This window comes from Nitrosomonas sp., from assembly GCF_020852615.1.
Taxonomy (GTDB): domain Bacteria; phylum Pseudomonadota; class Gammaproteobacteria; order Burkholderiales; family Nitrosomonadaceae; genus Nitrosomonas.
On the sequence record NZ_JADZAJ010000005.1, the window covers coordinates 60,913 to 83,024 of the forward strand.

The window sequence follows — 22,112 nt, forward strand, 5'->3', positions numbered from 1 at the left end:
CGGTTTCAGTAAGTATTTTAATTTTTGGTGCTGCTTTTTTTGGGCATCTTGATGGTTCCGATCGGGACACGCGCAAGCTTGCGGTTTCCGTACAACAGATTGACCATTGCACGCGAAACAGTGACTGCACTGAAAAGCGTAGTCATAATTCCCAGACACAGCACAACGGCAAAACCTTTTACCGGCCCGCTGCCAAATATCATCAAACCCAGACCGGCAAGCAATGTGGTGAGGTTCGTATCGATAATGGCGTCCCATGCACGTTCATATCCGGCATGGATGGCTGCTTGTGGCGAAGCACCGTGACGCATCTCATCACGAATACGTTCATTGATCAGTACGTTTGCATCAATTGCCATCCCGACGGTCAATGCCATTCCAGCCATTCCGGGAAGCGTTAATGTCGCCTGCAAGATCGAAAGCAGCCCGATGAGAAACAGCAGGTTAACAGCAAGTGCCACTACAGAAATTGCACCAATGGCTGAATAATAGACCACGATGAATGCAGCTACCGCCAGGAAGCCAAACAAAGTTGAATTGAAGCCCTTGGAAATATTTTCAGCACCCAGGCTTGGCCCCACTGTACGCTCTTCGATGATTTCCATGGGAGCAGCCAATGCGCCGGCACGCAGCAGCAGGGAGATATCACGTGCTTCAATACTGTTCATCTGCCCGCTGATCTGTACGCGCCCCCCCCCAATTTCTTCACGGATGACGGGAGCAGTAACGACTTCAGTCAGATTTTTCTCAACCAGCAGGATTGCCATGCGCTTACCGACATTATTGCGTGTCAGCTGCTTGAAAATCCGCGAACCATTGTTATCCAGCGTAACATGGACGGCTGCCTGCTTATCCTGATCAAACCCGGGTTGAGCATCAGTAATGCGGTCACCCGTAAGCAATACCTGTTTCTTAACCAGCAGATGTCCTCCCCCGCGCTCGGAAAGCAGCTCGGTTCCGGAAGGAACCGATCCGCGCAATGCAGCATCGATGTCACCATCTTCATCCACCATGCGCACTTCCAGTGTCGCTGTTCTGCCCAGAATATCCTTTGCTTTGGCCGTATCCTGCACGCCCGGTAACTGCACAATGATACGGTCAGCACCTGCCTGCTGAATGATCGGCTCAGCCACACCCAGCTCGTTTACGCGATTGCGCAGGGTGGTGATATTGCGTTGTACGGCCGTATTTTGCATACGTGTCACTGCTTCAGGCCTGACTGTGGCAACCAGGCGCTTTTCTCCGCCCATGTCTTCCGGCTTGAAAGCCAGATCCTCAAAAGTACTGCCTAATTCTGCAACAGCTTTATCTCGTGCCTGTTCATCCCGGAATTTTATAATGATTTTTGAACGGTCACGTTCGATACCGGCGGATGGGATCCTGTGTTCACGCAAAGTACTGCGCAAATCAGCGTTATAACGGTCGAGTGCCTTGGTCAGGGCGCCCGCCATATCCACCTGCAGCATGAAGTGGACTCCTCCTCGCAAGTCCAGACCCAGATACATGGGTAATGCGCCAATGTGGCGCATCCATTGCGGAGAGTTAGGCAACAGATTGAGGGCGATAACATAGTCCTTCCCGATTTCCGAATCCAGAATGTCCCGAGCTTTGATCTGGGTATCCGTATCGGTAAAACGAACCTTGATGCCGGTTGACTCAAGTATCGTACCGTTATATGGAAGGTTTTGCTGCTTTAGCACCTGTTCGACACGCTGCAGCAGTGCTGTGTCAGTTTGTGTACTGGCTCGCAGTGGCGAAATCTGAATAGCGGGAGATTCACCAAAAAAATTTGGCAGGGTGTACAGCAAGCCGAGCAGTATTGAAACGGCGATGACGATATATTTCCAGAGAGGGTAGCGATTCATGATGACCAGTGTTTCAGAAGAAAGGGGAGAGCTGGAAACAAAACTACGGTCTTAGCAGATAAAAAGACCGCAGTCACGGTACATATTCGTTTTTTCGTTATTTTATTTAGTGGAGTCTTCACTGTCTGCGCTATTGGTTGTTTCGCTGTTTTCTGCTTCAGCCTGATGAGATTCACCGGTTTTCTGTTTATTGTTTTTTAATGCACGATTACTTTTGCCGGTTTCAACACTTTTCAGTGTGCCTTTGGGTAACAGTGTCTGTACAGAAGATTTGAGAACGATAACTTCAACACCTGCAGCAATTTCCATGGTGATATAGCTTTCACCCGCACTGACGACACGCCCCAGCTCTCCGCCGCTGATAACAATCTCATCCCCTTTCTGCAATCCGTTTTGCATTTCTTTCTGTTCCTTGGCACGTCTGGTTTGCGGGCGGATCAGCAGAAAATAGAAAATTACAAAGATACCCACCATGGGCAGATAGCTCATCAGTGTCGGTTCGATTGTCTGAGCGGCATTATTGGCAGCCTGGGCAAAAGCTTCATTTATGAGCATGTGTTCTTCTCCTTGGTTTGGATGGGGGGTGGCAATAAAATCAGCGCGTATTTTAGCATGAAGTCCTAACCAGAAAATTTACGCACAAACTGCTCAAATTGCCGGATTTCAATCGCTTTACGGATATCGGACATGAGTTGCTGGTAGTAATGCAGGTTGTGCAGCGAGTTAAGCCGGGCGCCAAGCATTTCTCCGGTACGCTGCAGATGATGCAGGTAGGCACGAGTGAAATGACGGCAGGTATAGCAGCTGCAGCTCTCATCTGGCGGAGAGGTATCCAGCCGGTAGCGGCTGTTACGCAATCTGAGAATCCCCTGGCTGGTATAAAGCCAGCCGTTGCGCGCGTTGCGTGTGGGCAGCACACAATCAAACAGATCAATGCCTTGTGCCACCGCATGAACCAGATCCTCCGGTGTACCCACTCCCATCAGGTAGCGCGGCTTGTCCACAGGCAGTTGTGGCGCGGTATGGCCGAGAATCCGCTGCATATCCGGTTTAGGCTCTCCTACCGATAATCCGCCAATGGCGTAACCATCAAATCCGATGGCACACAGCCCTTCCACAGAACGATCACGCAATGATTCATACATACCTCCCTGCACGATCCCAAACAGTACATTCGGATTACCGGCGTGTGCTGTTTTCGAGCGCTCAGCCCAACGCAAACTGAGCAGCATGGAAGATTCAGCCGCCAGTTTATCAACGGGATAGGGCGTACATTCGTCGAATATCATCACGATATCCGAATTCAATACCCGCTGGATGCGCATGGATTCTTCCGGTGTCAGAAAACAGGCGTCACCATTGACTGGCGAACGGAAACGAACTCCTTCTTCACTGATCCTGCGCAACGCCCCCAGACTGAATACCTGGAACCCCCCTGAATCGGTCAGGATCGGCCCATTCCAGTGCATGAACCGATGCAGTCCGCCATGCGCCTCAATGACCTCCAGTCCGGGGCGCAGCCATAAATGAAAGGTATTACCCAGGATGATTTCAGCACCCAGGGTTTGCAGCTCATCCGGGGATAACCCCTTGACGGCGCCATAGGTGCCAACCGGCATAAAAGCCGGTGTTTCTATTGTGCCGTGAGCAAGTGTCAGCGTTCCCCGGCGGGCCTCACGATCACGGCAATGCAGCTGAAATTTCATCATCGGCCGTTACACTCAATGAACATGGCATCACCGTAGCTGAAAAACCGGTAACGATTATCAATGGCATGCCGGTAGGCATGGCGAATGGTTTCCACTCCGGCAAAAGCCGACACCAGCATCAGCAGGGTAGAGCGCGGCAGATGAAAATTGGTCAGCAGCCGGTCCACGATACGAAACCGGTAACCCGGGGTAATAAATAAACCGGTTTCATTCGTGCCGGCGACCAGCCTGCCATCATGAAGCTGCGCACATGCTTCCAGCGTGCGCAGGCTGGTGGTACCCACGGCAAGCACACGGCCTCCTGCCAGCCTGCATTGCCGAATGATCTCAATGGTTTCTTCAGGGATGTGATATTGCTCGGTGTGCATGACATGCTGCTCAATATTTTCCGCACGTACCGGCTGGAAAGTCCCGGCACCAACATGCAGGGTGATATACGTAACGTGAACACCCATGGCACGCAATACTTCCAGCATGGCTTCATCAAAATGCAGACCGGCAGTAGGTGCAGCAACAGCGCCACTTTCCCGGGCAAAAACAGTTTGATAACGGCTTGTATCCGACAGGGTTGCGGATCGCTCAATATAAGGTGGCAGCGGAGTTTGTCCATACTGATCGAGTAACTCGGTCAGTGGCAGTGTATGGATGAAATGCAGTGTATAAATATCCTGTTCGCGCGCTTCCACCCGGGCAGTGATCCCGTTTTCCAGCAGTAAAGCAGAACCCGTTACCGGTGCATGACTGGCGCGAATCAGGGCACGCGCCTGATGTGTACCCAGTATACGTTCGATCATGACTTCAACTTTGCCGCCGGTTGATTTGATACCTGTCAGGCGGGCTTTGACGACGCGCGTGTTGTTGAGCACGACCACATCACCCGGATTAAGGTAATCCGGCAGGTTTCTGAAAGCGGTATCGCGCAACTCCGGATGGGTGTGATTCACATACAACATCCGGCTGTCTGCCCGATTGGCAAGCGGAAATTGTGCAATCAGCTCATCGGGAAGATGGAAATCGAAATCATCTGTTTTCATGGTGCGGATTATACCGGCGGCAGGTGAGATACCCGAGCCTTTTGAAGGAGAACACATTGGCCGGCTGCCGTTTTTGCCGGAGTCACCCTGTCAGCCTGAATGGTTAACGGTATAATTGTAAATTTACTATTCCGGCAATAAACCATCCACCCATGCAAGAAAAATACCATCCGCAGGAAATAGAACAGCAGGCCCAGCAAAGCTGGCAGGAAACTGGCATTTTTAATGCTGCTGAAATACCGGGCAAGCCGAAATACTACTGTCTTTCAATGTTTCCTTATCCTTCCGGCAAGTTGCACATGGGGCATGTGCGCAATTATACGATTGGAGATGTATTGTCGCGTTACCGCCACATGCGGGGCTATAACGTCATGCAGCCCATGGGCTGGGATGCTTTTGGACTGCCGGCTGAAAATGCGGCCATCCAGAAGGAAGTGCCACCCGCAAAATGGACTTACGACAATATCGCTTACATGCGCAGCCAGTTGAAAAGCCTGGGATTTGCCATTGACTGGAAGCGAGAGCTGGCCACTTGCGATCCGCAGTATTACCGCTGGAATCAGTGGCTGTTCCTGCGCATGCTGGAAAAAGGGATTGCCTATCAGAAAACACAAATAGTCAACTGGGATCCGGTGGATCAGACTGTGCTGGCCAACGAGCAGGTAATCGACGGATGTGGCTGGCGTACCGGTGCGGTAGTGGAAAAACGGGAAATTCCCGGTTATTACCTGGCCATTACCCGCTATGCCGATGAACTGCTGGCTGATCTGGAAAAGCTGCCGGGATGGCCGGAGCGGGTGAAAACCATGCAGGCCAACTGGATTGGCAAGAGCCTGGGTGTCGATATCACATTCCCGCCAGACACTTCCTCTGGTATGCCACAAGCCCTGAAAGTATTTACCACCCGGGCGGATACGCTGATGGGGGTAACCTACGTGGCCGTAGCGGCAGAACATCCGGTTGCCTTGCAGGCAGCACAGAATCAGCCCGCACTGGCTGCTTTTATCGAATCCTGCCGGCAGGGCGCCACCATGGAGGCCGAACTGGCCACGCAGGAAAAAAGAGGAATGGCAACCGGGTTATATGTTCTGCATCCATTGACGGGTGAGCGTTTGCCGGTGTGGATCGCCAACTATGTATTAATGAGCTATGGTGAAGGTGCTGTGATGGCAGTGCCGGCACATGATGAACGTGATTTTGATTTTGCCCGTCAGCACTCCCTGCCAGTCAGACCGGTCATCCGGCCGGAGAACGGGGAATTATCTGTCCCGCTTGCGCAGGCATTTACTGACAATGGCATAACATTCAACTCTGATCGTTTTTCCGGTTTGAAATCAGCAGAAGCGATTCATGCAATCGCAACGGAACTGGGGAAAACAGGGCAGGGGGAAAAACGGACACGCTACCGCTTGCGTGACTGGGGAATTTCACGTCAGCGTTACTGGGGTTGCCCGATTCCGCTGATTCATTGTGGCAGTTGCGGTGTCGTACCGGTACCGGATGATCAGCTGCCCGTTGTACTTCCGGAAGATCTGGTGCCGGATGGCTCCGGCAATCCGCTGACGAAAACCCCGTCATTTTATGAATGTACCTGTCCGCGCTGCGGACAGCAGGCGCGGCGCGAAACCGACACCATGGATACATTCGTTGATTCTTCATGGTATTTCATCCGTTATGCCTGCCGGGATCAGCATGCCGCCATGACCGATCAGCGTGCCAACTACTGGCTGCCGGTTGATCAGTATATCGGCGGTATCGAACACGCCATTCTGCACCTGCTGTATTCACGTTTCTGGAGCAAGGTCATGCGCGATCTGGGACTGGTGTCATTTGATGAACCCTTTGCCAATCTGCTGACGCAAGGCATGGTGCTGAACGAGATATTTTTCCGTAAAACCGGCAGCGGGCGGATCCGGTATTTCAACCCGACCGAAGTGGATGTGCAATACAACGGAGAAGGCAAAAGAACCGGTGCCATCCTGCGGGCAGACGGCCAGCCAGTGGAGTCCGGCGGAATCGGCACCATGTCAAAATCGAAAAACAACGGGATTGATCCGCAGGAAATTATCGAGCAATACGGAGCAGATACCGCCCGGTTATTCATGATGTTTGCCAGCCCGCCCACGCAGACGCTGGAATGGTCAGATGCCGGTGTCGAGGGAGCTTTCCGGTTTCTCAGGCGGTTATGGCGGCAGGTTTATCTGCATATGCGTGAAGCCGGTAAAGCTGCTGCAGCCGCTCCGGTGCCACATCAGGAATATCCGGCCTGTCTGCGAGATCTGCGCTGTCAGCTGCATCAGACAATCGTCAAAGTAACGGATGATCTGGAACGGCGCCACACCTTTAATACCGCGATTGCGGCCATCATGGAACTGATGAATGAACTGTCCGGCGTGCAGGAGACCGGAGCCGCCGCCCGTCAACTGATGCAGGAAGCACTGGAAAACATTGTGCTGCTGCTTTCTCCTATCGTGCCCCATATCTGCCATGCATTGTGGCGTGAACTCAAACCGGGCACAGAATTACTCAATCAGCCCTGGCCGCTGGCTGATGATCAGGCTCTGGTTCAGGATGAAATCGAGATTGTCGTGCAGATAAACGGCAAGTTGCGAGGGCAGATACGTATTGCCAGGGAAGCAGATCGGGATACTATCGAACGGGCGGTACTGGGAGATGAACATATTCAGCGGAGTATTGCCGACCGGACGATCAAACGGGTGATTATCGTGCCGGGCAAACTGGTCAATATCGTTGTTTGACAAACCGGGGTCTTATATATGACAGCGTTCCGAAACCGTGTGGTTATCCTGCTTGTACTGGGTCTTGCCGCCTGTGGTTTTAAACTGCGCGGACAGGTTTCTGAGCTTCCCTTTGAACATGTTTACATCGCGGCCCCTGCCGGGCAAACCATTGGATCTGATCTGGAGCGGGTAATCAGTACACACACCCGGGCCAGGGTTGAAAAGAAAGTGGAACGATCTGATGCCACCATCCAGATCGCCTATGCAATCCGGGAAAAAAGGATTCTTTCACTCGCTGAAAATGGCCGGGTGCGGGAATTTGAACTGATTTACCGGGTGGCTGCCCGATTACTGGACAGGCAGAACACCGAACTGGCAGCCTTGCAGGAAATCAGGCTGTCGCGCACGCTTCCGTTCCTGGATGCGCAAGAGCTGGCAAAGGCAGCCGAGGAAGAAATGCTGTACAAGGATATGCAAAAAGATGCCGTGCAGCAGATCCTTCGCCAGATTGCAGCTGTAAAACCCAAACAAAGCATGTAGCTCATGCTGCCGGATCCGGAAAAAATCACCAGACAACCTGATGGAGATCTCGCTCCGCTATATGTCGTATCTGGAGATGAACTGCTGCTGGTGACGGAAACAGTTGACCGGATTCGTGCCCATGCCAAACAGCAGGGTTATACCGAGCGTGAAATTTTTACAGTCGATCAGCGCTTCGACTGGGCAAACCTGTCCCAATGGGGGCGTCAGTCTTCACTGTTGAGTGGAAGGCGTGTGCTCGACTTACGTATTCCGTCCGGCAAGCCGGGAAAGGAGGGCGGTGCAGCGATTGAACTGTTCTGCCGGGCATTGCCGCACGATACCGTGACGGTCGTTACCTTGCCGGGTATGGATAAGCAGGGACGTGCAAGCAAATGGTTCAGGGCGCTTGAACAGGCTGGACAGGTTATTGAAATAAAGCCTGTCGGGCGTGATCGGCTGGCACACTGGATCAGACAGCGTCTTGAACAGCAAAATCAGACAGTCGATCGGGATACGCTGCAATTTTTTGCAAACAGGGTTGAAGGTAATCTGCTGGCAGCACATCAGGAAATCAGGAAACTCGAATTACTCTATCCCCCTGGCCGGCTGACTTTCGAACAGCTTAAAAATGCCATTCTCGATGTCACGCGTTTTGATGTACTCCAGCTGCCGGAAGTAATGCTCTCAGCCGATATGGCGCGTTACAGCCGTATTCTGGAAGGACTGCAGGGGGAGGGAATGGCCCCTCCGCTGATACTGGCTGTTTTATCAGAGCAGATTCGTCTGCTGATAAAAATTCATCTGAAAAAAAAATCCAGTCCGGGTATAACGGCCGAGCAGGCCATGACAGCACTGCGAATCTGGCCTTCCAGACAAAAACTGATGGCGGGAGCAGTACAGCGTGTGCGTTACCCGATACTGGTGCAGGCACTGATGCGGGCAGCTGCTATCGATCGAATCGTTAAAGGTGTGGCAAAAGGAGATATCTGGGAAGAACTGCTGAATCTCGGGCTGTACTTTACAGCGGAAGCTAACGCCAACCCTGCCGGAAGAAATGGTTTTTTATCTGTGATCAACTCATCTCTCAATAAATGAAAGCGAATATTACATGGCAGCATGAAGGAGTCAGCTTTCTCGGGCAAACCGGGAGCGGGCATTCTGTACTCATGGATGGTGCACCGGAAGCAGGTGGAAAAAATCTGGGACCACGCCCGATGGAAATGGTATTACTGGGTCTGGGGGGATGTACCACTTTCGATGTCGTACATATTTTACGCAAGGGCCGACAGACGATTACCGGTTGCGAAGTTGAGATGGATGCACAGCGTGCAGCAGAGGATCCTAAAGTATTCACCCATATCCATCTGCATTTTATTGTGACAGGGAATAATCTTGATTCACGACAGGTGGAGCGGGCAATTAACCTGTCTGCCGAGAAATACTGTTCCGCTTCAATGATGCTGAAAGCAACCGTGGACATCACTCACGATTATGAAATCATAGCCGGATAAGGGAACAGGCCGGAATGACTGATTTTTCAGTACTTCTTCAGGCTGTATTTACTTAACCGGACAATCTTATGCGAGGCCAATCCGAATGTACTGGACAACAAATTTTGATTCTGATAAAAATAGCAGGCGCTGGTTTTTCAGGAATGAAAGCCAGGCAGCAAGTGGCTTAAGAAAGACTATAAATTCTTAATTTTTTATAAGGGAGACAGAGAAAATGAAACTTTTACATGTGCTGGTTGCTGCAATGATTACGGCTACTACCTTGACCGGGTGTATTGATACTGATAAACCTGCCAACTATCCACCAAGCATGTCCATGGAACGTGATTCCATGCCTGACAATGTAGACAAGGATGATCAGAAAAAATAATGAGAGAAAAATGATTCAAATATACTAACCGCCCTTTCGGGCGGTTTTTTTTTACTCTGTCCTCCGCTGTTACACCCGGCTTCTGTTTTTACTCCGCTTTATCAGGAAAGAAATTTTCAACCGGTGCAGGAATACCAATATGGTATCCCTGTGCAAAATCGACATCCATCCTGCCCAGAATATTCAGAATATCTTTATTTTCAACAAATTCTGCTGTGATTTTTTTACCGAAGCCTTTGGCAACAGCACATAGGGCGCTGACAAGGATCTGATCATCCGGATTGCTGTCAAGGTTACGGATAAAAGTGCCATCAATCTTGACAGCGTCCACCGGCAGCTCACGTAAATAATAAAAAGAAGAAAAGCCCACACCAAAGTCATCCAATACAAAACCGCATCCGAGCTGTTTGAGATCGCGCAACAGGGTGCGTGTCCCCGGAAGATTATCCAGTGCGGCTGTTTCCGTTATCTCGAATATCAGTAACCCCGGGTCAATCTGATGAATGGAAAGTGCCTGACTGATCGCAGGCAATAGCTCCGGGTCATTAAAAGCATGCGCTGACAAATTGATGGATAAACTGATCCGGTCACTGTTGGATCGGTTGATTTTTGCGGCAAGTGCGACTGCCTTGTACAGCACCATGTGGTCAATTTTGTGAATCAGTCCGGTATGTTCTGCAGCGGGGATAAATGCTGATGGAGAGTGAATCGTCCCGTCAGCATCCCGCATACGCAGTAAGACCTCATAATGGTGAACCAGTCCGTCATACAGCGACTGGATGGGCTGCAGGTACAAAACGTATTGATTGTGTGCATGGGCATATTCGATTTTTTCTTTCCAGTAAACCAGTGTATGCACGCGTTCACGTGTCTGATCAACACTGGAATACACATGCCAGGTTCCGCGCCCTGTTTCTTTGGCCTGATACATGGCGAGATCTGCTGCCGCCAGCAAATCATGAACGTTATTGCCATGCTCGGGAAAGATTGCAATACCGATACTCGCAGAAATACTGTGTGTTCTGCTGTTGATCGTCAGCCGGGTTTCCTCCAGGCGCACAAGAATTTTCTTTGCCACTTCGATCGCTGCATTGGAAGCAATTTCCGGCAGAATGACCGCAAATTCATCGCCGCCCAGCCGCCCGGCAACATCGGCTGTTCGAATCGTGCGGGATAACATGTCAGCCACCATTTTCAACATGGCATCTCCCGCCTGGTGACCACTGGTGTCATTGACATACTTGAACCGATCCAGATCAAAAAACAGCAGCGCCCCGGGGTGCCGGTATCGTTCCGCCCAGCCGAGAATCTGCTCCAGTTCTTCACTGAAGCGGCGGCGATTGTATAGATTGGTTAACGGATCGTGATCCGCAAGCCATGCCAGATGACCTTCCACACGTTTATATTCAGTGATATCCAGACCTACTGAAAGAATGGCTGAAAGATCATCTCTGGATTGGGACGCCAGGCGCGAATGGAGCCAGGTAACATGCCGTTTTGAATCATCTTTACACATGACAATAGCTTCATGACGTAACTGATCACGCTGTCCCTGGTGGATTTCAAGCAAGTACAGATCAAGGTTATATTGCTCACTGTCTGGCGCCAGCAGATCAAGAAAATGCCTGCCTTGCAGTTCATCCTCGCTGTATCGGGTCAGTATTTCCCCATAAGCATTGAGCATCACTATCTTTCCCCTGGTATCCTGCGTCAGGACAATTACCTGTGCAGTATCCAGCAGATTTTCAATAAAATTCTTCTCTTTACTGAGTTCATCTCGCTGATGAACCAGCATTTTGGTACGGTAGGCAACTTTTTCTTCCAGGTTTTCAAGCCTGTGGGAAAGTGTCAGAGAAGCATCGTGCAGAAGGTCGATCTCATCCTTAAAGAAACGTCGCTTCCAGTGGGAAGCGAGAGAACTGCGAAAGCTGCTAAAGCCACCGGAGCCGCCTCCTGCCAGCTGCGGAATAATGGATACAAGGTGCTTGAGCAGAGATAACGGTCTGGAAAGTATGGCCAGCAGGATGATTTCAGAAAGCAGTAAACTGGCAAGACCAATAATAATAATTCGCCAGATGGAATCCTGAATCGCCCGAATCGTATCAGTCACTTCAGTAATGATAATTAACTGTGCCTGGTCTGCTGCACGGACTCCCTGTAGCGGAATCAGTTTTATCTGATGGTACCGGTTGTTCCATTTGTTCTGGACACCCTGGCTGACCGTTTTCAAATCAGGGTGAGCCATCGCTGCTTTCCTCAGGATAGCTGAATTCTTCCTGCTATCCGTCATGGCTGCAATATAAACATTCCATTCCGGGATACTCGTATTGCCATTGTCAGGTAATTCATTTTTATGGAGGGATGTAAGAGGTTGTTTGACTAACAACCCGATATCCGAGCCTGACGCACGCTTGAAATTCAGGAATACATCAACAAGAGATGAGCCAAGGACAATGGTTCCAACGCGTTTGCCTTCAACCAGCAGTGGTTCAACGATATACTGGGTACAACTTTCCACGCATATCATCAAAGTGGTGGGCTGCTCATGCAGGTTGACTTCGCGGATATGCTCAAGAACCAGATCATCACGATAGCTGCTCGCCTCAAAATTGCCCCATTTAGCCAGAAGCACATCGGATGAACCATAAAAGCGCACATCTTCAATATCATTCTGTATCTGGAACAGCGTCCAGTAACGGTCAAAAGCCTTGTACACCTTCTCTGCCTTACCTGACAGCAGACCGGGCTCCATACCTTTTAGAAAAGGAATGATCCTGATCAGTTCGTGCAGATTTTCAGAATTCTGGCCAATCAAACTCTCTATTTCACGGGTATAACGCTGATACTTTGCATCCCTCTCCTGATCAATACTGTCGATCAGGCTGCGATAGTTGATGGCGCTGAAGACGACCACCACGAGCAACAGGATCAGACTGCTCAGGAGTGAAATTTTCCAGCTTAATCCAACAAATACCCTTGAGGATTTTTTACCGGCATTTTTTAAGATTTTAAAATCCACGAAGCCTATGGATTATGTTGAGTAATGTTAAAACCGGTAGGAAGCCTGTACAGCAAACAGATTCCAGTTTTTTTCCGTATGGGCTATATCGGGATTATCCAGCGAAGACAACCACGCCGTCCCGTTGATTCGATGATATTCAGTGCTCAGCATGATGGCAGGAGTAATGTTCCAGCGCAACCCGACAGTAAAATCTCTGGCGTACTGGTTATGTGCCGGATACTGATAGCCCGTTTTGGCTGCAAATTTCTTGCCGCTGCGATCTTTTCTGTCAGCAAAGAGCAAGTCATAACGCAATACTGCTTCCCAACTGGGAGAAAAACGGTAAGTACCCTGCAGATAGAAGCTCTCGCCTGTCAGATGCTGTTCAAACTTTGGGTCACCAAAGTTGCTCATCCGAAAATGTCTTAATGCATATTCGGATGTGATGCTCCAGCGCTCCGCATTATATTGTGCGGATAAAATCACCGGATAAAATTTAACTGATCCCGAGCTGTTTAATATATCTCCCTCGCCACTATCATATCCGGTATTGACCTGTGAGCCACTTACTGCCAGACGAAGCCGGCCACTTGGCTGTTCATAGAGGATACGACCCAGATACGAAGCCCGGGATTTAAGATTGCCGGAGTGTGGTATCTGGCCAAGAAGAGATAATTCTGTAGATCGATCACCCACTTGTGGGTATCCAACACCGAATTGCACTGTGATATTACCCCAATCCGCGCGAGATTCCCCGTATAGCTGTCCTCCATCGGAAGCCAGTGCCAGGTTGCGGGTGCGGTCAAAATAAATCGACTGAGGAAGCAGTATGCTCGGGCGCGTAAATGGCACATCGCGGGTATCGTTATAAAATCCGAACGGGTTTTTCGTCCTGCCCAGACGGATACCGATTTCAGCGGAGGGAGTATTGATAAAGTTATAGTCCATGAAACCAAAGTCAATATGGACGCCACCACTGCTGCCTTCACCGGCCCTGCGATGCAGCAGCTGACCGGATAGCTGCAGTCTGGGTGTAGGACGTAATGAAGCTGTCAGACCGATTTCACGGAAATCAAAACTGCCTGAATTATTACTGTGGCCGAAAAAATTATTCCGGTTTGTCTTGATGTAACCCTGGCTCACGAAACCATTGATCTTAAAAAGATCCTGATTTTTCAGCCCGGGCTGTTCCTCCGCCAGCCCAGTTCCGGAAAGGAACATAAGAGTCAGCGCAGCGCAGCCTGACGAGATTGTAGTGAGAAATCTGCTGTTATTCACTGATATGAACAATCTGAACGCTATCATCAATCTTGCTGTCATCCAAATAACCAATTGCACCAGGAGTGGATGCTATACGTGAACGCATCTCTTCTTCAGTTTGCACAACGAATGGTGCCTGCCCGGTTCCGGAATAGACCATGCGATCCCAGGCTGAGCGTAACTGATAAGGAAAAATATTGAGTTTTTGCTTTGCAAAACGGCTATGCAAAGGTGCATCGTCAGGTAAAACGAAAACGATGATAGGGAGACCATTTTGCCACGTTCTGAGCCGCATGCTGAAGATAGAACGTAACAGATTTCTGGAAAGGGTGTGTGTTTCTGTACCGGGGTGAACAACCGCTTCCACACCGTCACTGGATGACAGTGCGTTGTCCGCAAAAGTCAGCGTTACTAACAGGGTAAAAAGAAGTGCACCCCAAACGCAAAAATCAGAAATTCCCTTCACAGTGTCAAGTGTTATCGCGACTGATAACTACCCCGGTATACCAATATTATTGGTACACGTTAATTTAAGTGTTTTTTTATGTATACAAGCCAGGTTCATGGGCCAGATTTTTCCGTGATCCGTTACAAGCTCCCAAATTAAACGGTGTTCCTGGTACATTCGATCGAGAACATCGAGTAAATAAACATAACATGGGGTGCGAATCCCGTGATAATCAGCAGAAGGGCCAATCGGATTCAGCTGCAAGCCATAAAACCCCAGCAGTCTGTTAAGGGCAGGCTCCATGGACGAAATCAGGTGATAGATATTGTGGCGTGCACACAGCTGTGCAATTCCAACGACAAGTGCCAGCATGGGGTGCGGGAAGCGGCGCCGATCCTGCATCTCACTTCTTACTTCGTCAGATTGAGACAATATGCCGTGCTCATCCTTTCGTTTAAAAAAATCGCTCAGTATGGCAAAGCGGGATATCTCGGCCGTATGCTTCCGGATTGCCGGGTCCAGAGCAAAATCCGGATAAAAACGGGTGTTATGTTCTGTTGGAAATTTATCAGTCAGATCTTTCTGATTGGGCAGAATAAGGCGAGTCGTACCAATGTAAGTTCCTGTTGGTTTATGGCGCAGAAGAATATGAACAGAACGCCTGTCATACTCGTCTTTTTCCAGGCCATCAGGAAATTTTGATCCGCCAAAATCCGGAAAAGTATTGTGGACACATAAAATCCGGTAGCGTAAATCGAAAACTGTTTTAAGCAACTCCGGTGTATCTGCGTTAACAATCTCAAAATACTGGTGAAAAGCTGCTTCGATATCATTCATATTTTTCCTTGAACAGGCTATATCTGGGATGGGTGTCAGACCGAATGGAATAGATTGTATTGTGTAAGTCAGCTTTTGATTCCGGGAATATATGAATAATATGATTTTATATTTATGGCTTTGCCATTCGGTATTTCCCTGTTTCCGGGCAGGCAGGCAAATTACTCAACCTGGAAACAGGGCATACATGTCGTTGAAACAAGACGCTTCTTACTATACTTATGTCGTCATAATATGACAAGCCAATGATGGCTGGTTTTTGAGAATTTACTGAAAAATATATTAGTGAGACAGCTGGTACAAAGAAAAAAACAGGCAAAAAAGTACAGTTTACCGATCGTAAATGAACGTTTTTAGCCTGTTTCTAACGTGGCGGATAATGCAGATCGTTTTTCAGAGCGTCCTTAACCGTCTCCGAGGCAGGGTATAGCGTAAATGAATCACAATTAAGATCTGGCAGGGTGGTGTTGCTTGAACCAGAACTCCAGCATCATCAGCAGCCATACCATCGTACCGTGATAGCTGGCATGTTCATGAAGATGCCGGTCGAGCAGTCTGTCAATAAAATCAGTACGAATAATATTGCGCGATTTAAGGTCGCTTAAACTATCTGCCGAAATCTCTCTCAGAGATTGATGCGTCTGGAGCCAGACACCAAACGGCAGGCCAAATCCCTGTTTTTTCTTGGTAATAATCTCATCCGGCAAAAATCCGCGTAGTGCCTGCTTAAAGAAATAGCGCAGCTGTGTTCCTTTTAGCTTCTGCTCGGGTGGAAGTGCAAGTGAGAAAGCAAGCATTTCATCATTGGCAAACGGGAATGCGACCTCCATACCGGCCAGGCGACAAGCCTGGACAACTTTGGGAAAATCATTATCAGCAAGCGTAAATTTCCAGTCAAAGGCGAGCATGCGATTGATCAAACTATGTGCATGAGATGCTTCCCGATAGGTTTGTTCAATCAGCCGGGAAGGTTGTGCCGTATTAATTTTTGCCAGTAATTCCGCCGAGAATACAGTTTCAGCCCCGTAATGCATCAACAGGTTATAAGTTTCCATACGATGCGGCATGGGGACAGTGGCCTGCGCAACATAGCTCCGCGCCTTGCGCAGTAATTTTGGACCTTTGTCTTCCGGGAGAGACAGAATTAAAGGGGAAAGCAGATAATTTCTGAATGGTGCCGGAATTTTTTCATAAAGCGAAAAAATATACTGTTTTGCATAACGTGTGTTACCACCAAACAGTTCATCTCCACCGTCTCCTCCCAGTAACAGATCCAGCCCGTCATTTTTAGCCATGCGCCCGCAATAGTAAGCCGGGAGAGCTGATGCATTACCGAAAGGCTGGTCAAAGACTGATGCGATCATCGGGATGGTTTCCACCACATCATCCGGTGTGACATAGTATTCGTGGTGATCAGTCGAAAAATGCCGGGCAGCAGTGCGCGCGTAATACATTTCATCGTAGCCGGTCGCTTCAAAACCAATTGAATATGTTTTGGCTGGCTCGCCGGTAATTTCTGTCAGTATTCCTGCAAGTGTGGAGCTGTCCGTCCCGCCGCTCAAAAATGCTCCGGCTTTCTGTCCCTGTATGGCTTCACCAACACTTTTTCTGAGGAGCGAGAGAAATTCCTGCTTAAGTTCAGGAAAAGGACGCTTTACAGTTTCATTAAACTGGAGCTGCGTATGGTGGCCAGTCTCTATGTGCCCGTTATGGCAATACAGATATTCTCCTGGAAGCAGGCGTTTCTGTGCCTGATAAATCGTATCAGGCCCCGGTATCATGTGAAAATAGAGGTAGTTAAACAGCCCTTGCGGGTTGATTTCAGTATTGGCCTCAGGGTGAAGGAGCAGGGCATCGGCGGAGGTGCCAAACAGAATCCCATCCGCCATCGACTGGTAATAAAGCACGTGTGTGCCCAGTGGATCAATGGCCAGAGCAACTTCACCCGTATTACTGTCCACAATGCAGCACACAAATTCACCCGCAAGGTCAGAGAAAGATTGCCTGCCTTTCTGCTGCCACAGGACAGCAAGTGCTGCAGCCATTCCCTGCGCATTAATAGAAGCCTGCAGGGCTGCATTGCGGGATTTTATCCTTCCCCAGATGCCTGTCAGCAGACCATCTTTTTCATGTAAATGTGCGTGACTCACCTTCGCGGCGATGGAAAGCGCAGCGTTACCCCGCACCGCTGTCTGTGCCACGCTGCTATCAAAGCGAGTCAGTGATCGGGCCATGCGATCAATGATTTGCTGATTTTCGATTGCTGAGTGACTTGTTCCCAGCCAACCACCTATTCCGCTCATATCATTTCCTTATTCGATATAAAAACCAGGAAATCTCCATGGTTTCAGTATGATGTTTTCAGGGTATTTGCCGGATTATCTGCTGGAACAGATACCGGCCCGGCGTAATTTTTCAGACCAGAACTTCCAGTGGAGCAGGGTGGCTGAGAAAGGCAACAGGGCTGGCCGTCAGCCCGTAGGCACCAGACTGAAAGACGACGACCCAATCCCCCGGTTCAGCTCTGGATAACGCCATCCGGTCAGCAAGCAGATCCAGTGGCGTACAAAGCGGCCCCACCACTGAAACGGTTTCAGTGTCGTTTATCCCCATTTTATTTCCAATAGCAACCGGATAATTTTTGCGGATAACCTGGCCAAAATTTCCGGAAGCCGCCAAATGGTGATGAAGGCCGCCATTGGTGATAAGAAAAACCTGACCTCTCGAAATTTTCCTTTCCAGAACACGGCACACATAAATCCCGGCTTCTGCGACGATATAACGCCCCAGTTCGATGATGAACCGGATGGTTGAAAACCTGACGGGGATGGCTGCCAGCAGGTGCTGCAGATTGTTTCCTACAGCACCCAGATCCAGTGGATTTTCACCGGGGAAATAAGGAACACCAAAACCACCACCGATATTGATAGTGCGGACAGGAACCGGTGAGACAGCAGCAAGCTGCAAACCCAGTTGCAGTGTTTTTTCATGTGCTTCCTGAATGGCTTCAACCCGCAGATTCTGTGATCCGCTAAAAATATGCAATCCCTCAAAATCAAGTTTAAGCTGAGCAATGCGCTGCAGCACTGCCGGAACACGTTCGGCATCGATACCAAACTGCTTGGAGCCACCCCCCATTTTCATCCCGGAAGATTTCAGCTCGAAATCGGGATTAACCCGTACCGCAACGCTGGCCTGAAAACCGGTTTCTTTTGCCAGTTGTGCAATTGTTTCCAGTTCGTACTCCGATTCCACATTCAGGATAATCCCTGCCGCAATGGCACACGCCAGTTCCTGACGACTTTTTCCCGGCCCGGCAAAACTGATGGCTTCAGGTGCAACCCCCGCATCCAGTGCCACTTTCATTTCACCAGTAGAAGCCACATCAATTCCATCTACCAGTCCAGCCAGGTGCTGTACCACGGCAGGCATGGGATTGGCCTTCATGGCGTAATGCAAATGGATATTTGCCGGTAAATGCTGCCTGAGAGATTGAACACGCGCTGAAATCAGCTGGCGATCATAAGCATAGAAAGGAGTGCTTCCAATCCGCTGTGCCAGGCGTGCAAGTGAAATTCCGCCAATGACAAGGCAGTTATCGTGTATCGGAAACTGTGTTATCGGCGCATGTTCAGGATGATTCACCATCATAATTTCTCTGTCTGAAAAGCTTGCTGAAATTCACTGGCAAGAATCTTGCGATCGATTTTCCCATTCGGGTTGCGAGGCAGACTGGTTTGTCTCAATTCGATCAGGCCGGGTTGCATGAAAGCGGGTAAATGTTGTTTGCAGGCGGATTGCAGTGTATCCCGGTCAAGCGCCAGGCCCGTTCCGGGGGTGGCGACAACAACAATAGCCTGTCCCAGTGTGGGGTGAGGTACCCCGAAAGCAGCAGCTTCAGCCACCATTTCAGTGGCATAAATGACCTCTTCCACTTCGGTGGGGCTGACACGGTAACCGGAAGTTTTGATCATATCGTCACGCCGGCCAATGAAATACAGATAACCTTCGTCATCCATACGTACCGTATCCCCCGACCAGACTGCCAGCTCAGGAATGGTCAAACCGGGCTGACGCGGTGCAAGCGGCCGGAAACAGGCTGCTGTTTTGTCCGCATCATTCCAGTACCCCAGGGAAACAAGCGGGCCGCGGTGTACCAGTTCACCCGGCTCACCCGGTGCGCAGTGAGAACCATCCTCGCGCAGCACCATGACTTCTGCATTGGGAATGGCTTTGCCCATGGAATCCGGGCGTTTGTCTATTTCTTCGGGAGGCAGATAGGTCGAACGAAACGCTTCGGTCAGGCCATACATCAGGAAAATTTGTGTGTTGGGCAATGTATTGCGCAGATGCGCCAGAGTGGAACGGGGCATGGCGCCACCTGAATTGGTGATGTAGCGCAGGCTTTGTGCCTCTTTCCAGTTCAGTTGCGCCAGTTGTGTCCACAAGGGCGGCACCGCAGCCAGCCCCGTTATCTGCTCACGCCTGACAACGGCAAGAATATCGCGCGGCAGCAGGTAATTCATCAAAATGGCAGTAGCACCAACATGGAAAGCAGTATTCAGCTGATTCAATCCATAATCAAAGCTGAGTGGCAGCACTGCCAGTATGCGATCATCCGGCCGGTTGTTCAGATAGCGGGAAACACTGATCGCGCCGGTTACCAGATTGCGGTGGGAAAGCACCACTCCCTTGGGTTTACCGGTGCTGCCCGAGGTATACAGAATCGCGGCCATGTCGCTGTCAATACAGCGTGGCAGCCGGCCGACTTTTGAAGACAGCTGTGTTTGTTCCCACAGAACAACATTTAACCCTTGTGGAACGGTTCCCTGAAAATCATCTGTAACGATTACGGTATGCAGATCATGGCACTGTGGCAATACCGGCTTCAGCAGATTGAATCTTTCAGCAGAAGTAACCAGTATTCTGACGTTGCAATCGTTCAGGATATAGCCAACCTGCTCGGCTCTAAGTAATGGATTAACCGGAACAAACGCCCCTCCCGCAGCAGATGCACCAAACAGTGCAATAACTGTTTCAAGCCGTTTTTCCAGATAAACAGCCAACCGTTCTCCACGTCCCAAACCCAGGGTGTGTAAGGTACTGGCGGCAGATTGCACCGCTTCAGATAATGCAGCATAGGAAAGGTGTCGCTTCTGATCAGTCAGTGCGACTGAATCAGGATTGCGGATGGCTGATTGATAAATCAGTTCATGAAAAAGACTGGGCATTTGTCAGAGTAATATCTGTCAGTAGGTTACGGTATGGATCAGTCATAAACCGACCGGATTCTACAGCCTATTTGAGCCCGTGACGATTCATCAGATCGTAAAGTGTGGGTCGTGTAACGCCAAGTAATTCAGCCGCCCTGGCGATATTACCATTTACCCGTGCCAGCACTTTGATGAGCATTTCCTGCTCGGCCTGATCCCGAACCTCACGCAACGTGGCCGGCTCAAATATTTTTTCTCCTGGCAGTAAACCAAGGTCTTCAGCCGTGATTTGCGACCCTTCCGCCATGATAACCGCACGCTTGATACAGTTTTCAAGTTCACGGATATTGCCCGGCCAGGAATGATTGCTGATGGCATCCAGCGCATCCTGGCTGAAATTGAGTGCCTGGCGCTTTTCTTTTATTCTGAAATGATTTTTGAAATGATGCGCAAGCAACACGGCATCTTCAATACGATCCCGAAGTGCCGGAATCTGGATATTGATCTCACACAGGCGATAGTACAAATCTCCACGGAAAGTACCGGCTTCAATCATTTTTTTCAGATTCTGGTGTGTTGCGCAGACAACCCGTACATCTACCGGAATTTCTTCTCTGCCCCCGACACGTTCGATAACACGCTCCTGCAGGAATCTCAGCAGTTTGGCCTGTAATGCCAGCGGCAAATCACCGATTTCATCCAGGAAAAAAGTACCGCCCTGCGCCAGTTCGATTTTGCCGGGTGTTTGCCTGGCTGCTCCGGTAAAAGCCCCTTTTTCGTAGCCAAACAGTTCTGTTTCCAGCAGGGATTCAGGAATTGCAGCACAGTTGACTGCAATTATTTTATTGCGTTTCCGGCGACTCAGCTGATGGAGTGCATTGGCCAGCACTTCCTTGCCGGTTCCGCTTTCACCCAGTAGCGTGACCGTAACATCGGAAGGTGCAATACGCTTGATTTCCTGACATATTTTCAGCATCCCCGGGTCATTGGTAATCAGCCCGGGAATATCCGTACTCGAAGTGGATTTCAGTAATTCACGATTTTCGCGCTGTAATCTGTGCAGATAGAAAGCCCGGTTTACAATCAGGTTGAGCACATTCGCATCAAGTGGCTTCTGATGAAAATCATACGCACCCATGCTGATTGCTTTCAGTGCATTTTCATGATTCTGGTTGCCCGTCAGTACGATGACCTTGGTATCAGGTGCCAGGGCAAGAATTTGCTGCAAGGTTGCCAACCCTTCCGTTGCGCCATCCGGATCAGGAGGCAGGCCCAGATCCATCGTTACAACTGCAGGTTCATGCTTGCGGATTTGTACCAGTGCACTTTCACGGTCAGAGGCGACCGCCACACTGCAATCATCAAAATTCCAGCGCAGCTGCTTTTGAAGCCCGGGATCATCTTCTATTACCAGCAGTTTTTTCTGTATTTCATTTGCACTCATATCACGATTACCGATTCTGGCATTACTGGTTGAATAACCATAAATATATTGTATTTCAGCATGTTATATCTATTAAAGTAAAATGACGATGGCGATGTAAGATTTATCGACATTCTTTCAGAGATATTAAGGGGATTCCTGAAAATCCGGTGGATAA

The 22,112-nt window shown here is 49.7% G+C and carries 17 protein-coding genes; 5 read left to right on the forward strand and 12 right to left on the reverse strand.

Annotated elements, in window-relative coordinates:
• Positions 1–17: 17 nt before the first annotated feature.
• The 4 genes from secD to queA form a co-directional block, all read right to left on the reverse strand.
• The gene (gene secD / locus IT527_RS00445; protein WP_292965033.1) at positions 18–1,865 is read right to left on the reverse strand and encodes a protein translocase subunit SecD; all 1,848 of its coding nucleotides are present in this window, start codon (positions 1,863–1,865) and stop codon (positions 18–20) included.
• Positions 1,866–1,967: 102 nt separating this feature from the next.
• Positions 1,968–2,420 (reverse strand): preprotein translocase subunit YajC, encoded by a 453-nt coding sequence (gene yajC / locus IT527_RS00450; protein ID WP_292965036.1) that lies wholly within the window; start codon positions 2,418–2,420, stop codon positions 1,968–1,970.
• A gap of 65 nt (positions 2,421–2,485) precedes the next feature.
• Complete coding sequence (gene tgt / locus IT527_RS00455; protein WP_292965259.1) at positions 2,486–3,571, reverse strand: tRNA guanosine(34) transglycosylase Tgt; 1,086 nt, start codon at positions 3,569–3,571, stop codon at positions 2,486–2,488.
• A complete protein-coding gene (gene queA, locus IT527_RS00460) occupies positions 3,571–4,608 on the reverse strand; it encodes a tRNA preQ1(34) S-adenosylmethionine ribosyltransferase-isomerase QueA (protein WP_292965039.1) in 1,038 nt (345 codons plus the stop codon). The genes tgt and queA overlap by 1 nt, the downstream gene beginning before the upstream one ends.
• Positions 4,609–4,760: 152 nt before the next feature.
• Here queA and leuS point away from each other — a divergent pair, with 152 nt between their 5' ends.
• The 5 genes from leuS to IT527_RS00485 all read left to right on the forward strand — a co-directional run bounded on the left by leuS (position 4,761) and on the right by IT527_RS00485 (position 9,752).
• On the forward strand, positions 4,761–7,367 hold the full coding sequence (gene leuS, locus IT527_RS00465) for a leucine--tRNA ligase (protein ID WP_292965042.1): 2,607 nt from the start codon (positions 4,761–4,763) through the stop codon (positions 7,365–7,367).
• 18 nt (positions 7,368–7,385) lie between these two features.
• Positions 7,386–7,889, forward strand: a complete 504-nt coding sequence (gene lptE, locus IT527_RS00470) for an LPS assembly lipoprotein LptE (protein WP_292965044.1) — start codon at positions 7,386–7,388, stop codon at positions 7,887–7,889.
• A 3-nt stretch (positions 7,890–7,892) separates the two neighbouring features.
• Positions 7,893–8,966, forward strand: coding sequence for a DNA polymerase III subunit delta (gene holA / locus IT527_RS00475; protein ID WP_292965047.1), 1,074 nt, complete (start codon positions 7,893–7,895; stop codon positions 8,964–8,966).
• Positions 8,963–9,382 carry an OsmC family protein gene (locus IT527_RS00480; protein ID WP_292965050.1) on the forward strand — a complete coding sequence of 140 codons (420 nt, stop codon included), beginning with the start codon at positions 8,963–8,965 and terminating at the stop codon, positions 9,380–9,382. The genes holA and IT527_RS00480 overlap by 4 nt, the downstream gene beginning before the upstream one ends.
• Before the next feature lie 214 nt (positions 9,383–9,596).
• Positions 9,597–9,752 (forward strand): hypothetical protein, encoded by a 156-nt coding sequence (locus tag IT527_RS00485; protein ID WP_292965053.1) that lies wholly within the window; start codon positions 9,597–9,599, stop codon positions 9,750–9,752.
• An 88-nt stretch (positions 9,753–9,840) separates the two neighbouring features.
• On the opposite strand, the gene IT527_RS00490 is transcribed toward IT527_RS00485, so the two are convergent.
• From IT527_RS00490 to prsR, 8 genes are all read right to left on the reverse strand, one after another.
• Positions 9,841–12,771 (reverse strand): EAL domain-containing protein, encoded by a 2,931-nt coding sequence (locus IT527_RS00490; protein WP_292965056.1) that lies wholly within the window; start codon positions 12,769–12,771, stop codon positions 9,841–9,843.
• A 27-nt stretch (positions 12,772–12,798) separates the two neighbouring features.
• Positions 12,799–13,896, reverse strand: a complete 1,098-nt coding sequence (locus tag IT527_RS00495; RefSeq protein WP_292965059.1) for a hypothetical protein — start codon at positions 13,894–13,896, stop codon at positions 12,799–12,801.
• Between the two features lie 127 nt (positions 13,897–14,023).
• Positions 14,024–14,479: a hypothetical protein gene (locus IT527_RS00500; RefSeq protein ID WP_292965062.1), complete on the reverse strand. Its 456-nt coding sequence runs from the start codon at positions 14,477–14,479 to the stop codon at positions 14,024–14,026.
• A 27-nt stretch (positions 14,480–14,506) separates the two neighbouring features.
• A complete protein-coding gene (locus IT527_RS00505; protein ID WP_292965065.1) occupies positions 14,507–15,298 on the reverse strand; it encodes a PEP-CTERM/exosortase system-associated acyltransferase in 792 nt (263 codons plus the stop codon).
• A gap of 446 nt (positions 15,299–15,744) precedes the next feature.
• Positions 15,745–17,601, reverse strand: coding sequence for an asparagine synthase-related protein (locus tag IT527_RS00510; protein WP_292965067.1), 1,857 nt, complete (start codon positions 17,599–17,601; stop codon positions 15,745–15,747).
• A 112-nt stretch (positions 17,602–17,713) separates the two neighbouring features.
• Complete coding sequence (locus tag IT527_RS00515) at positions 17,714–18,949, reverse strand: pyridoxal-dependent decarboxylase, exosortase A system-associated (RefSeq protein WP_292965069.1); 1,236 nt, start codon at positions 18,947–18,949, stop codon at positions 17,714–17,716.
• Positions 18,946–20,529, reverse strand: a complete 1,584-nt coding sequence (locus IT527_RS00520) for an acyl-CoA ligase (AMP-forming), exosortase A system-associated (protein WP_292965071.1) — start codon at positions 20,527–20,529, stop codon at positions 18,946–18,948. Before IT527_RS00520 ends, IT527_RS00515 begins: the two co-directional genes overlap by 4 nt.
• A gap of 67 nt (positions 20,530–20,596) precedes the next feature.
• Complete coding sequence (gene prsR / locus IT527_RS00525; protein WP_292965074.1) at positions 20,597–21,955, reverse strand: PEP-CTERM-box response regulator transcription factor; 1,359 nt, start codon at positions 21,953–21,955, stop codon at positions 20,597–20,599.
• Positions 21,956–22,112: the final 157 nt, after the last annotated feature.

What these genes read in the sequence shown, in the direction of transcription:
- secD (WP_292965033.1), bottom strand. Translation starts at nt 1,865, where the DNA reads ATGAATCGCTACCCTCTCTGGAAATATATCGTCATCGCCGTTTCAATA.
- yajC (WP_292965036.1), bottom strand. Translation starts at nt 2,420, where the DNA reads ATGCTCATAAATGAAGCTTTTGCCCAGGCTGCCAATAATGCCGCTCAG.
- tgt (WP_292965259.1), bottom strand. Translation starts at nt 3,571, where the DNA reads ATGAAATTTCAGCTGCATTGCCGTGATCGTGAGGCCCGCCGGGGAACG.
- queA (WP_292965039.1), bottom strand. Translation starts at nt 4,608, where the DNA reads ATGAAAACAGATGATTTCGATTTCCATCTTCCCGATGAGCTGATTGCA.
- leuS (WP_292965042.1), top strand. Translation starts at nt 4,761, where the DNA reads ATGCAAGAAAAATACCATCCGCAGGAAATAGAACAGCAGGCCCAGCAA.
- lptE (WP_292965044.1), top strand. Translation starts at nt 7,386, where the DNA reads ATGACAGCGTTCCGAAACCGTGTGGTTATCCTGCTTGTACTGGGTCTT.
- holA (WP_292965047.1), top strand. Translation starts at nt 7,893, where the DNA reads ATGCTGCCGGATCCGGAAAAAATCACCAGACAACCTGATGGAGATCTC.
- IT527_RS00480 (WP_292965050.1), top strand. Translation starts at nt 8,963, where the DNA reads ATGAAAGCGAATATTACATGGCAGCATGAAGGAGTCAGCTTTCTCGGG.
- IT527_RS00485 (WP_292965053.1), top strand. Translation starts at nt 9,597, where the DNA reads ATGAAACTTTTACATGTGCTGGTTGCTGCAATGATTACGGCTACTACC.
- IT527_RS00505 (WP_292965065.1), bottom strand. Translation starts at nt 15,298, where the DNA reads ATGAATGATATCGAAGCAGCTTTTCACCAGTATTTTGAGATTGTTAAC.
- IT527_RS00510 (WP_292965067.1), bottom strand. Translation starts at nt 17,601, where the DNA reads ATGAGCGGAATAGGTGGTTGGCTGGGAACAAGTCACTCAGCAATCGAA.
- IT527_RS00515 (WP_292965069.1), bottom strand. Translation starts at nt 18,949, where the DNA reads ATGATGGTGAATCATCCTGAACATGCGCCGATAACACAGTTTCCGATA.
- IT527_RS00520 (WP_292965071.1), bottom strand. Translation starts at nt 20,529, where the DNA reads ATGCCCAGTCTTTTTCATGAACTGATTTATCAATCAGCCATCCGCAAT.
- prsR (WP_292965074.1), bottom strand. Translation starts at nt 21,955, where the DNA reads ATGAGTGCAAATGAAATACAGAAAAAACTGCTGGTAATAGAAGATGAT.